This is a genomic window from Streptosporangium sp. NPDC020072 (assembly GCF_040631445.1).
Taxonomy (GTDB): domain Bacteria; phylum Actinomycetota; class Actinomycetes; order Streptosporangiales; family Streptosporangiaceae; genus Streptosporangium.
Genome location: NZ_JBEYAB010000007.1, coordinates 307,631 through 320,434, shown reverse-complemented (window position 1 = coordinate 320,434; position 12,804 = coordinate 307,631). Strand labels below are relative to the sequence as shown.

Below are 12,804 nucleotides of genomic sequence, written 5' to 3'. Positions count from 1 at the left end.
GCTGCGAACCTCCTTCTGACACGTTCTCACCAGCTAGGAACCATCCTGGCCGCCCCCGTGTTCCCTTAAGCGTGCCTTAATCATCGGGCAAGTATCACTAATTTGTGTTAAATCGCGTAAGCAGTAAAAATGGGGGACATGCCTGAATCACGACGTGGGGTCCTCTACGGCATCGCCGCCTACGGCATGTGGGGGCTGTTTCCCCTGTACTGGCCGCTCCTGAAGCCCTCCGGAGCCCTGGAGATCCTCGCCCACCGCATGGTGTGGTCCCTCGCGGCCGTCGTCGTGATCCTGGCCGTGCGGCGCCACTGGTCGTGGTTCCGCGAACTGCTGCGCACCCCGAAGAAGCTCGCCCTTCTCGCCCTCGCCGCCGCGATCATCACGGTCAACTGGGGTGTCTACATCTACGCGGTCAACGCCGGACATGTGGTCGAGAGCGCGCTCGGTTACTTCATCAACCCGCTGGTGAGCGTGTTGTTCGGCGTCGTGCTGCTCAAGGAGCGCCTGCGGCCGTGGCAGTGGGGAGCCGTCGGGCTCGGCGCCGTAGCGGTCCTGCTGCTCGCCATCGACTACGGCAGGCCGCCGTGGATCGCGCTGACGCTGGCGGCCAGCTTCGGCACCTACGGCCTGGTCAAGAAGATCGCGCAGGTGGGGGCCGCGGAGAGCATGGCCGTCGAGACCCTGGTGCTGTTGCTTCCCGCGCTCGGCTACCTGGCCTTCCTGCAGGGGCAGGGGCAGAACACCTTCGGGACCGAGGGCCTGGGGCACGCCCTGCTGCTCGTCGGGGCGGGCGTCATCACCGCCATCCCGCTGCTGCTCTTCACTGCGTCGGCCCTGCGGGTGCCGCTCACCACGGTCGGGCTGCTGCAGTACATCGCCCCGGTTCTGCAGTTCCTCGTCGGCATCCTCGTGGTGCACGAGGTCATGCCGGCCAGCCGCTGGGTCGGGTTCGCGATCGTCTGGCTGGCCCTGTCGGTCTTCACCTGGGACGGTCTCCGTACGGCCCGGCGCTCCCGCCGTGCCGTACGCGAGAGCGTCACGGCTCAGCCCGCGGGGATGACGAGCCGCTGAGGAGCACTGAGGAGCCGGGCCGGCTGACACAGCCCACCCACCCACAAAAGACGAAAAATCCGGGAAAATCGGGTTGGCCGGAAAGCCGCTGGAAAGCCCGCAGCGGGGCCGTACGCCCCGATGGGCGGATCAGCCCGAGCGCTCGATGACGTAGTCACACAGGGCGAGATAGGCGGCCCTGGCGGGTATGTCCGGAAGGCCGGAGAGATCCTTGCGTGCCCGATCGATCCAGGAGACCAGTTCCGCGCGGGCCCGCTCCATGGCCGGGTGCGCGCGCAGCAGGCGCAGGGCCTCCTCGACGTCCTCCTCGGCCACCGGCCCGGCCAGCAGCTCACGCAGGCGGGCGTCCTCCGGCGACTCCGAGGCCAGAACGTACAGCATCGGCAGGGTGTGAACACCCTCACGCAGGTCGGTTCCCGGCGTCTTGCCCGACTCGGCGGACTCGGAGGCCACGTCCAGCAGGTCGTCACCGAGCTGCCAGCCGATTCCGATCGCCTCACAGGCCCTGGTCAGCCGGTCGACGACCTCCGGCGCGGCGCCGCTCAACAGGCCGCCGAACCGGCCGGAGGTGGCGATCAGGGACCCGGTCTTGTCGGCCAGCACCTCGATGTAGTGGGCGATGGGGTCTTCGCCCTCACGGGGGCCGATGGTCTCGCGGATCTGCCCGCGCACCAGCCGGGAGAACGTCTGTGCCTGGATGCGGATGACCTCGGGGCCGAGATCGGCGAGGATCTCCGAGGCCTGGGCGAACAGATAGTCGCCGGTCAGGATGGCCACGGTGTTGTCCCAGCGGGCGTTGGCCGACGGTGACCCCCTGCGCACCGGGGCCTCGTCCATCACGTCGTCGTGGTACAGCGTGGCCAGATGGGTCAGCTCGATGACCACGGCTCCGGGAACCACCCCCGAAGCCCCGGATGAGCCGAACTGGGCCGCCAGCAGCACGAGCATCGCCCGGAACCGCTTGCCACCCGCCTCGATGAGATGCCGGGACGCCTCCGTGACGAAGGAGTCCCGGCTCTCGACCGAGGACCGCAGCAGCTTCTCGACCTCCGCCAGTCCGTCGGCGAGGTCCTGCGCCAACCGCTCGTCGACGAACGGGAGATCAACAACGGGTGGCGCAGCCATGAAGCACTACTCCTCTAACGAATGAACAACGCGGACGCAGCCTGGTCCGCCAGAGTCAGCACCGGCTGCGGGAAGACCCCCAGCACTACGGTAGCCGCTGCCGCCAGAGCGACCACAGCCGAGGTGCCGACGCTGGGCGTCGCGATGCTCGGGCCGTCCGCCGCGGGCTCGTTGAAGAACATCAGCACGATCACGCGGACGTAGAAGAACGCCGCGATCGCCGAGCTCACCACACCCACGATGACCAGCGGCAGCACCCCGCCGCCGACCGCCGCGGTGAACACCGCGTACTTCCCGAAGAAACCGCTCGTCAGCGGGATGCCCGCGAAGGCCAGCAGGAAGAAGGCGAAGATGCCCGCCAGCATCGGGGACCGCTTGCCCAGACCCGCCCACCGGGACAGGTGCCCGGCCTCGCCGCCCGCGTCGCGGACCATGGTGACGACCGCGAAGGCGCCGACCGTGGTGAAGCCGTAGGCCGCCATGTAGAACAGGACCGCCGACAGCGCCTGGGAGTTCTGCTCCGCGGCGCCGGTGGCGATCACGCCGGTGAGCATGAAGCCCGCGTGCGCGATGGAGGAGTAGGCGAGCATGCGCTTGATGTCGGTCTGGGTGATCGCCAGGATCGCACCGACGATCATCGTCAGGATCGCCACGCCCCACATGACCGGGCGCCAGTCCCAGTCGAGGTTGCCCAGCGCCACCCAGAAGACGCGCAGCAGCGCGCCGAAGGCGGCGACCAGCACGGTCGAGGCCATCAGCGCGGTGACCGCGGTCGGCGCGCCCTGGTAGACGTCGGGCTTCCACGCCTGGAACGGCACGGCGCCGATCTTGAACAGCAGGCCGACGCCGAGCAGCGCGATGCCGACGAGCAGCAGGGTCTGCTGGCCGGAGACGCTGCCGAGCGACTCGCTGATGGCCCTCAGGTCGACCGACCCGGCGTAGCCGTACACCAAGGCCGTGCCGTAGAGGAAGAAGGCCGAGGAGAAGGCGCCGAGCAGGAAGTACTTGACCGAGGCCTCCTGCGAGAGCAGGCGGCGACGGCGGGCCAGGCCGCACAGCAGGTACAGCGGCAGGGACATGACCTCAAGGCCGACGAACATGGCCAGCAGGTCGTTGGCCGCGGGGAAGAGCAGCATGCCGCCGACCGCGAACAGCAGCAGCGGGTAGACCTCGGTCTGGGCGAATCCGCTGCGGACCGCCTCCTCCTCGTCCACGCTGCCCGGTACGGCCGCCGCCTGCGCGACGAACTGGTCGTCGTCGTTGATCAGCAGCGCGCTGACGAAGGCCAGGATGAGGATGATGCCCCAGATGAACAGCGCGGGACCGTCGACCGCGACCGCGCCCATGGCGGCGGCCCGCTCCGGCAGGCCGTTGAGGGCCGTCAGGATGGTCGTGACGAACGCGCCGACCAGTGCCAGCAGCGTGAGCGGCATCTGGATCGACTTGCGCAGGTAGCGAGGCGCGAACGCCTCGACCAGCACACCGACGAGCGCCGCGCCGAACACGATCAGCATCGGGGACAGCAGCGCGTACTCGATCGTCGGGCTGGTGATGGTGGTGCCGTTCACTGCCCGGCCCCCTTCTTCTCAGCGACGGCCGGAGTGATGTGGACGTTGGAGATGTGGACGTTGGACAGCGTGTGGTCCACCGCCGGGTTGATCATGTCGAGCGCCGGCTTGGGGAAGAACCCAAGAGCGATGATCATGACGATCAGCGGGCCGACCACCCACCGTTCCCTGGCGTCGAGGTCGGGCAGGCCCTTGACCTTCTCCGCCGTCGGGCCGTTCATCGTGCGCTGGTACATCCACAGGATGTAGATCGAGGCCAGGATCACACCGGTGGTCGCGATGACCGTCGGGACGACGTAGCGCTCGTAGCTGCCGAGCAGGACCATGAACTCGCTGACGAAGGTCGACAGACCCGGCAGCGAAAGGCCGGAGAGCCCGGCGATCAGGAAGGTGCCCGCCAGCACGGGGGCGACCTTCTGCACGCCTCCGTAGTCGGCGATCTGGCTGGAACCGCGGCGGTAGATCAGGAACCCGGTGATCAGGAACAGCGCACCGGTCGAGAAGCCGTGGTTGACCATGTAGAGCGTGGCGCCGGCGCCCGCGTTCGTGGTCATCGCGAACACGCCGAGGGCGATGAAGCCGAAGTGCGAGATCGAGGTGTAGGCGATCAGGCGCTTCATGTCGGTCTGGCCGATGGCCACGATCGCGCCGTAGATGATGCCGATCACCGAGAGCGTGATCACCAGCGGCGTGAAGAACTTGGCCGCGTCGGGGAACAGCTCAAGGCAGAAGCGGAGCATGCCGTAGGTGCCGACCTTGTCCAGCACACCGACCAGCAGTACGGCCGCGCCGGCCGGAGCCTGCGCGGCGGCGTCGGGCAGCCAGGTGTGGAAGGGCCACAGCGGCGCCTTGACCGCGAAGGCGATGAAGAAGCCGAGGAAGAGCCACTTCTGCGTGGTCGGGTCCTGGATGACCCCGACCAGCTCGGGGAACATGAAGGTGCCCTTCTCGGCGATCACGTAGAGCGCGATCACCGCGACCAGCATGAGCAGGCCGCCGAAGAGCGAGTAGAGCAGGAACTTCACGGCCGCGTAGGACCGCTGGGCGCCGCCGTACGACCCGATCATGAAGTACATCGGGATCAGCATGGCTTCGAAGAAGACGTAGAAAAGGAAGACGTCGGTCGCCGCGAAGACGCCGATCATCATCGCTTCCAGCACCAGCAGCAGCGCGAAGTAGGTCTTCACGGACCGCTTGGGCGGGGCCGCGGCCCCGGTGCCGTCCGCGTCGTGCCAGGAGGCCAGGATCACGATCGGCACCAGGATGACCGACAGCGCGATCAGCACCAGGGCGATGCCGTCGACGCCGACGCCGTAGTGCACGCCGAAGGCCGGGATCCAGTTGTAGACCTCGGCGAACTGGAAGCGGGTCTCCTTCGCGGCGCCCAGGGCCGGGTCGAACCTGAACGCCATCACGGCGGTCAGGACCAGCACGACCAGCGAGACCACGAGGGCCACCTGCTTGGCGAGCTTGTCACTCTTGACAAGGGAGACACCCACCGCGCCCACGACGGGCACGGCTATCAGGGTCGAGAGCCAGGGCATCACATGTTCCCTACGTAGAGCAGCGCGCCAACGACCACGGCGGCACCGAAGAGGATGGACAGCGCGTACGACCGTACGTAGCCGGTCTGCACGCGGCGCAGCCGCCCGGAGGTGCCGCCGATCGCCGCGGCCAGCCCGTTGACCAGGCCGTCGATGCCTCGGTTGTCGAAGAACACCGCGAGCCGGGTCAGCCACTGGCCGGGGCGCATGAGCAGCGCCTCGTTGAGGGCGTCGCCGTACAGGTCACGGCGGGCGAAGGTGGTGAGGAACGAGCCGCGCGGGGCGACCCGGGGCACCTCGGCGGCGCCGTACCTGAACCAGGCGAAGGCGGCGCCGACGGCGACCAGCGCGAGCGTGGCCAGGCCGGGGACGCTGAAGGGGTGGAAGCTGGGCAGCTCCTCCGGCAGGCCGACGGCCGGGCCGAGGAAGAGCATGAACCGGTTGCCCAGGACCAGGAAACCACCCAGGAAGATCGACCCGATCGACAGGATGATCAGCGGAACCGTCATGACGGCGGGCGACTCGTGCGGGTGGGCGTCCTCCTCCCAGCGCCGCTTGCCGAAGAAGGTCATGAAGACCATCCGCGACATGTAGAAGCCGGTGATGCCCGCGCCGACGACGGCGAGCCAGCCGAGGATCTGGTTGTGCTCCATGGCGGTCTCGATGATGCCGTCCTTGGTGAAGTAACCGGACAGCAGCGGGAAGCCGATGATCGCCAGGTAGCCGATCATGAAGGTGATCGCGGTGATCTTCATCACCGAGAACAGCCCACCGTACTTGCGCATGTTGACCTCGTCGTTCATGCCGTGCATGACCGAACCGGCGCCGAGGAACATGTTGGCCTTGAAGAAGCCGTGGGTGATCAGGTGCGCGATGGCGAAGGTGTAGCCGACCGGGCCGAGGCCCGCGCCGAGCATCATGTAGCCGATCTGCGACATCGTCGAGCCGGCCAGGCCCTTCTTGATGTCGTCCTTGGCGCAACCGATGATCGCACCGGCGAGCAGCGTGGCCACACCGACGATCGTCACGACGAGCTGCGCGGTCGGGGCGGCCTCGAAGAACGCGCCGGAGCGGACGACGAGGTAGACACCGGCGGTGACCATGGTCGCGGCGTGGATGAGGGCCGAGACCGGGGTCGGGCCCTCCATCGCGTCCAGCAGCCAGGACTGCAGCGGCAGCTGGGCGGACTTGCCGCACGCGCCCAGGAGCAGCAGCAGGCCGATGGCGGTGAGCGTGCCCTCCGAGGCGCCGCCCGCCGCGCCGAAGGCCTCCTTGAAGGTGACCGAGCCGAACGTGGTCCAGATCGTGAAGATCGCGATCAGGAGGCCGAAGTCACCGACCCGGTTGACGATGAAGGCCTTCTTCGCCGCCACCGCGGCCGAGGGCTTGAACTGCCAGAAGCCGATCAGCAGGTAGGACGCCAGACCGACGCCCTCCCAGCCGATGAACAGCCCGACGTAGTTGTCGGAGAGCACCAGCAGCAGCATGGCCGCGACGAACAGGTTCAGGTAGGAGAAGAACCTGCGACGGTCGGGGTCGTGCGACATGTAGCCGATCGAGTAGATGTGGATCAGCGAACCCACACCGGTGATCAGCAGAGCGAAGCTGATCGACAGCGGGTCGATCAGCAGGCCCATGTTCGCGACGCCGGGGATGAACTGGTAGAGCTCGACCGCCATCCGGCGCTTGTCCTCCGGCTGACCGAGCAGCTCGACGAAGGACAGCACCGCGACGACGAACGCGGCCAGCGACATGGCGACGCCGAGCAGGTGCCCCCAGCGGTCGGTACGGCGGCCGCCGAGCAACAGGATCGCGGCGCCGATCAGCGGCAGCGCGATCATCAGCCAGGAGACCCCGACCACCCCACCGGAGTGCGGGACGATCTCAGCGAGAGATTGCACCTGCCACCTCTTAGTACTTCAGCAGGTTCGCGTCGTCGACCGACGCGGACCTGCGGGTTCGGAAGATCATCACGATGATGGCCAGACCGATCACGACCTCTGCCGCGGCCACGACCATCACGAAGAACGCGATGATCTGGCCGTCCAGGTTGCCGTGCTGTCTGGCGAAGGTGACGAACGCGAGGTTGCAGGCGTTGAGCATGAGCTCGATGCACATGAACACCACGATCGCGTTGCGTCGTGTCAGGACACCGATGCCGCCGATCGCGAACAGCAGTGCGGAGAGCACCAGATAGTGGGTGGTCACTTGCCGTCCTCCTGGTGGGCTTCCCGTACGGCCTCGCCCGTCGCGGTCTCGTCCGTGACGGTTTCGTCCTCGGTGCCGGACTGGGAGGAGTCCTGAGCGACGTTGTCCTCGACGACGGCCCGCGCGTCCGCGTGGGAGTCGTCCGGGGTCACGTCCTGCTCCGCCAGCCGCTCCTCGACGAGGATCTGCTTGACGATCGCCGCCCGCCGGGGGTCGGTCGGCGTGACGCCGTCCTCCTCCTCGTGCCTGGCGAGCACCCGGTTGATCGACTTGGTCGCGATCGTGCCGTCGGGCAGCAGGGCGGGCATGTCGATGGCGTTGTGCAGGGCGTAGGTGCCGGGGCCGGGCAGCGGCGAGGGCTGCGGACCGCTGAAGCGGGCGCGGGCCAGGTCACGCTGGGTGGCCTTGGGCCGTACGCGCTCGCGGTGGGCCAGGACCATCGCGCCGAGCGCCGCCGTGATCAGCAGCGCCGAGGTGACCTCGAAGGCGAAGACGTACCTGGTGAAGATCAGCTGTGCCAGGCTGGGCACGTTGCCGCCCGCCTGCTTGACCGCGTTCTCCAGGCCCTTGGCCGGGCCGATCAGCGTGTTGCCGACCGCGAGCGCGAGCAGGGCCGCGAAGCCCAGGCCCGCGACGGCCGCCCAGAACCGCTGTCCCTTGATCGTCTCGACCAGTGAGTCCGCCGAGTCCACGCCGACGAGCATCAGCACGAACAGGAAGAGCATCATGACCGCGCCGGTGTAGACGATGATCTGCACCGCGGCCAGGAAGGGCGCGTCCTGGACGGCGTAGAGAACCGCCAGGGAGAGCATGACCATGCCCAGCATCAGGGCCGAGTAGACCGCCTTGCGGCTGAAGACGAGGCCGAGGGCCGCGCCGACGGAGACCACCGCCAGCACCCAGAACGTGATGGTCTCACCCATTGTTTCGTCCCAGCCGGTAGTAGTCCTCTTCGGTCTCGCCGAGACGCATGGCGTGGGGCGGGGCCTCCATGCCGGGACCGAGCGGCGCCAGCAGCATCTCCTTGGTGTAGATGAGGCTCTCGCGGCTCGAATCGGCGAGCTCGTACTCGTTGGTCATGGTCAGCGCCCGGGTCGGGCAGGCCTCGATGCACAGGCCGCACAGGATGCACCGCAGATAGTTGATCTGGTAGGTGCGCCCGTAGCGCTCGCCCGGCGAGAAGCGCTGCTCGTCGGTGTTGTCCGCTCCCTCGACGAAGATCGCGTCGGCCGGACAGGCCCAGGCGCACAGCTCGCACCCGACGCACTTCTCCAGGCCGTCGGGCCAGCGGTTGAGCTGGTGACGGCCGTGGAAACGCGGAGCCGTCGGCCGCTTCTCCTCGGGGTAGTTGACCGTTTCGACCTTCTTGAACATCGTGTGGAAGGTCACGCCGAACCCCTTGACGGAGTTCAGCCAATCAGTTGCTCCCACTGGGAACCTCCTTGCGCGCTACCCCGTGGTAGTGCGGCAGGTCGAGCGGCGGCACTGGGAAGCCACCCGCGGCCGGTTCTGCGTCGAGCTGCGCGAACTCCGCCTCGACCTGGGCCGCCTTGGCGTCTCTGCGCTTCTGCAGCACGTTGTCGAAGCGCCACCACAGCGCGAAGCACCCGACCAGCACGAGGCCGGCCAGGATCAGGATCAGCTGCCTGTTGACGCCCGGGATCTGGAAGGCCTTCATGGTCGCCACCAGGAGGATCCAGCCGAGGTTGACCGGGATGAGGACCTTCCATCCGAGGGCCATCAGCTGGTCGTAGCGGACTCGCGGCAGCGAGGCGCGGCACCAGATGAAGAACGAGAAGACGAGCACCATCTTGAGGAAGAACCACAGCAGCGGCCACCAGCCGGTGTTGGCCCCCTCCCACATGGAGATCGGGAACGGCGCCCGCCACCCGCCCATGAACAGGGTGATCGACACCGCGGAGACCACGAAGACGTTGACGTACTCGGCGAGCATGATGACCGCGAACTTCAGCGAGTTGGAGTACTCGGTCTGGAAGCCGCCGACCAGCTCGCCCTCACCCTCGGGCAGGTCGAAGGGGACCCGGTTGGTCTCACCCAGCATCGTGATGACGTAGATGAGGAAGGAGGGGATGAGCAGGACCATGTACCACGAGGGCAGCTGCAGGGTCAGCCCGCCGAGCGTGACCTCCCTGCCTCCGGCCTGCGAGGCGACGATCTCGGAGGTGGACAGCGTCCCGGCGTACAGGAAGACGCCGACGAACGACAGGCCCATCGCGATCTCGTAGGAGACCACCTGGGCACTGGCCCGCAGGCCACCCAGGATCGTGTACGGCGAGCGCGAGCCCCAACCGGCCAGGACGATGCCGTAGACGCCGATGGAGGCCATCGCCAGCACCAGCAGCACCGCGACCGGCAGGTCGGTGAGCTGCAGCGGGGTCTTGACGCCGAACATCGAGACGATCGGCCCCATCGGGATGACCGAGAAGGCGAGGAAGGCCGGGACCGCCAGGACGACCGGGGCGATGAAGTAGATCACCTTGTCCACGGTCCTGGGCATGAGGTCTTCCTTGAGACCCATCTTCAGACCGTCGGCGACCGACTGCAGAAGGCCGAACTTACCGGCCCTGTTGGGGCCGTAGCGGTTCTGCATACGGGAGATGAGCTTGCGCTCGAACCACACGCCGAACAGCACGCCCAGCATCAGGACGACGAAGATGACGACGGCCTTGATGATGCTGATCCAGAGCGGGTCGTGGCCGAAGTCCGCAAGGGACGGATCGCCCGCAACCGCGAGCAAGTGCGTATTCATTGGTCGCTCACCGCTCCTCATTCACTTCGCGGACGGCGCCCGAGACCTGGGCGGCGGTCGCGGCGCCGAGCCTGACGACGTCACCGGCCGTGGCGCGCAGGTCGCGGGTCACCGAACGGCCCGCGGAGTTCGCGGGCAACCACACGACCCGGTCGGGCAGGTCGGCGACCAGGACCGGCAGGCTCACCGCGCCGCCTTCGGCGGTGACGGTGATCTCACCGCCGTCCGTGAGACCCGCCTCGGCCGCGGTCGCGGCGGAGACCAGTGCGACGGTCGCGCGCTCGGTGCCCGCGAGGTACGGCTCGCCGTCCTGCAGGCGGCCGTCGTCGAGCAGCCGGTGCCAGGTGGCCAGGATCGCCTCGCCCTCCTTCGGGGCGGCGGTCCGGGAGGCCCCCACGTTCGGCGCCTCGGCCCTCGGGCCGCGCCAGGCGCCGATCGCGGCCAGCTCACGGCGGGCGGCGGCGGGGTCGGGCAGGCCGAGGTGGACGTCCATCTGGTCGGCGATCGAGGAGACGACCCGCAGGTCGCTCATGACGCCGGGGACCGGGACGGCCGCCTCGAACGTACGGCCGCGTCCCTCCCAGTTGACGAACGTGCCGGCCTTCTCGCTCACCGAGGCGACCGGCAGCACGACGTCGGCGCGGTCGGTGACCGCGCTGGGGCGCTGTTCGAGGCTCACGATGAACGGGGTGTTCTCCAGGGCCGCCAGGGCGGCCTCCGGGTCGGCCAGGTCGTAGGGGTCGACACCGGCCACCACGAGGGCGCCCAGCTCGCCGCCGAGCGCCGCCGTCAGGATGGCGGAGGTGTCACGGCCGGGGGTCGAGGGCAGCGAGGAGACGTTCCACGCCCTGGCCACCTCGGTGCGGGCGTTCTCGTCGTCGATCGGCCTGCCGATGGGCAGCAGGTTCGGCAGCGCGCCCGCCTCGACGGCGCCGCGCTCCCCCGCCCGCCTCGGGACCCAGGCGAGCCTGGCGCCGCTGGTGTCGGCGAGCCGTACCAGGGCCGAGAGCGCGCCCGGCACGGTGGCCAGCCGCTCACCGGCGAGGATGATCGCGCCTGCCCGCCTGATCTCCTCGGAGATCGGCGAGACGCCGGAGACGAGGTCCTCGACGGCCGCGGTCTCCGCGCCCGGCAGGGTGCGCACGAGCGTGCCGCCCATCTTGGCCAGGCCCTCGGAGGCGAACGGCGCGACCGAGAAGACCTTCAGGCCCTTCTTGCGCCACGCCTTGCGCAGACGCAGGAAGACGATCGGCGACTCCTCCTCGGGCTCGAGGCCCACCAGGAGCACGACCGGGGCGCTCTCCAGGTCGCGGTAGCGGATCTCGATGCCCTTGCCCGCGACCGCGTGCGCCAGGAAGCGCTCCTCCTCGACGGAGTGCGGCCTGGCGCGGAAGTCGACGTCGTTGCTGCCGAGCGCGATCCTGGCGAACTTGGCGTAGCCGTACGCCTCCTCGACGGTGACCCGGCCACCGACCAGGACGCCCGCCCTGCCCCGCGCCGCGGCCAGGCCGCGGGCCGCGACGGCCAGCGCCTCGGGCCAGGAGGCCGGGACCAGGTGACCCTTCTCGTCACGGACGAGGGGGGTCTTGAGCCGGTTGGGCTGGGTCGCGTAGGTGAAGGCCCAGCGACCCTTGTCGCAGTTCCACTCCTCGTTGACCTCGGGGTCGTCCCCGGCCAGGCGTCGGGTGACCTTGCCGCGGCGGTGGTCGGTGCGCAGCGAGCAGCCGCTCGCGCAGTGCTCGCACGCGCTGGGCGTGGACACCAGGTCGAACGGCCGGGCCCGGAAGCGGTAGGCGGCGCCGGTGAGCGCGCCGACCGGGCAGATCTGCACCGTGTTGCCGGAGAAGTAGGACTCGAACGGCTCGCCGTCGGCGGTCCTGACCTGCTCCTTGGCCCCGCGCTCGAAGAACTCGATGAGCGGGTCACCGGCGATCTCGTCGGAGAAGCGGATGCAGCGCGCGCACTGCACGCAGCGCTCGCGGTCCAGCAGCACCTCGGTGGACAGCGCGATGGGCTTGGGGAAGGTCCGCTTGCTCTCCTGGAAGCGGCTCTCGCCCTGGCCGTTGGACATGGCCTGGTTCTGCAGGGGGCACTCGCCGCCCTTGTCGCAGACCGGGCAGTCCAGCGGGTGGTTCAGCAGCAGCAGCTCCATCACGCCGCGCTGCGCCTTCTCGGCGACGGGCGAGGTGAGCTGCGTCTGCACGACCATGCCGGGGGCGACCTCGATGGCGCAGGACGGCTGCGGCTTCGGGAAGCCCCTGCCGTTGCCCGCGTCGGGGATGTCGACCAGACACTGGCGGCAGTTGGCCGCCGGGTCCAGCAGCGGGTGGTCGCAGAACCTGGGGATCTGGATGCCGAGCAGCTCGGCCGCCCGGATGATCAGCGTGCCCTTCGGGACGCTCACCTGGAAACCGTCGATGGTGAGGGTTACCAGTTCTACCGGCGTCTGCGCCGGGGTGGTCGCTTCGACGGTCATGGCGCCTCCTCCGTCGGCCTCATGACCGAAACGGTGCTGTGC

10 protein-coding genes are annotated in these 12,804 nt (G+C 68.7%); 1 reads left to right on the top strand and 9 read right to left on the bottom strand.

The window, feature by feature from the left end; all coding sequences use genetic code 11:
* The first annotated feature begins 138 nt into the window (after window positions 1–138).
* Window positions 139–1,071, top strand: coding sequence for an EamA family transporter RarD (gene rarD, locus ABZ470_RS19080; protein ID WP_362912506.1), 933 nt, complete (start codon window positions 139–141; stop codon window positions 1,069–1,071).
* A gap of 129 nt (window positions 1,072–1,200) precedes the next feature.
* On the opposite strand, the gene ABZ470_RS19075 is transcribed toward rarD, so the two are convergent.
* From ABZ470_RS19075 to ABZ470_RS19035, 9 genes are all read right to left on the bottom strand, one after another.
* Window positions 1,201–2,196: a polyprenyl synthetase family protein gene (locus ABZ470_RS19075; protein ID WP_352010908.1), complete on the bottom strand. Its 996-nt coding sequence runs from the start codon at window positions 2,194–2,196 to the stop codon at window positions 1,201–1,203.
* A gap of 14 nt (window positions 2,197–2,210) precedes the next feature.
* Window positions 2,211–3,764, bottom strand: a complete 1,554-nt coding sequence (gene nuoN, locus ABZ470_RS19070) for an NADH-quinone oxidoreductase subunit NuoN (RefSeq protein WP_352010909.1) — start codon at window positions 3,762–3,764, stop codon at window positions 2,211–2,213.
* A complete protein-coding gene (locus ABZ470_RS19065; protein ID WP_362778068.1) occupies window positions 3,761–5,308 on the bottom strand; it encodes an NADH-quinone oxidoreductase subunit M in 1,548 nt (515 codons plus the stop codon). The genes nuoN and ABZ470_RS19065 overlap by 4 nt, the downstream gene beginning before the upstream one ends.
* The gene (gene nuoL, locus ABZ470_RS19060) at window positions 5,308–7,149 is read right to left on the bottom strand and encodes an NADH-quinone oxidoreductase subunit L (RefSeq protein WP_352011278.1); all 1,842 of its coding nucleotides are present in this window, start codon (window positions 7,147–7,149) and stop codon (window positions 5,308–5,310) included. The genes ABZ470_RS19065 and nuoL overlap by 1 nt, the downstream gene beginning before the upstream one ends.
* A 70-nt stretch (window positions 7,150–7,219) precedes the next feature.
* Window positions 7,220–7,516 (bottom strand): NADH-quinone oxidoreductase subunit NuoK, encoded by a 297-nt coding sequence (gene nuoK, locus ABZ470_RS19055; RefSeq protein ID WP_352010911.1) that lies wholly within the window; start codon window positions 7,514–7,516, stop codon window positions 7,220–7,222.
* Window positions 7,513–8,439, bottom strand: coding sequence for an NADH-quinone oxidoreductase subunit J (locus ABZ470_RS19050; RefSeq protein ID WP_362912504.1), 927 nt, complete (start codon window positions 8,437–8,439; stop codon window positions 7,513–7,515). Before ABZ470_RS19050 ends, nuoK begins: the two co-directional genes overlap by 4 nt.
* Window positions 8,432–8,947 carry an NADH-quinone oxidoreductase subunit NuoI gene (gene nuoI, locus ABZ470_RS19045; protein ID WP_271216307.1) on the bottom strand — a complete coding sequence of 172 codons (516 nt, stop codon included), beginning with the start codon at window positions 8,945–8,947 and terminating at the stop codon, window positions 8,432–8,434. Before nuoI ends, ABZ470_RS19050 begins: the two co-directional genes overlap by 8 nt.
* Window positions 8,934–10,286 carry an NADH-quinone oxidoreductase subunit NuoH gene (gene nuoH / locus ABZ470_RS19040; RefSeq protein ID WP_352010913.1) on the bottom strand — a complete coding sequence of 451 codons (1,353 nt, stop codon included), beginning with the start codon at window positions 10,284–10,286 and terminating at the stop codon, window positions 8,934–8,936. The genes nuoI and nuoH overlap by 14 nt, the downstream gene beginning before the upstream one ends.
* A gap of 7 nt (window positions 10,287–10,293) precedes the next feature.
* Window positions 10,294–12,762 (bottom strand): NADH-quinone oxidoreductase subunit G, encoded by a 2,469-nt coding sequence (locus tag ABZ470_RS19035; RefSeq protein WP_362912502.1) that lies wholly within the window; start codon window positions 12,760–12,762, stop codon window positions 10,294–10,296.
* Window positions 12,763–12,804 lie beyond the last annotated feature (42 nt).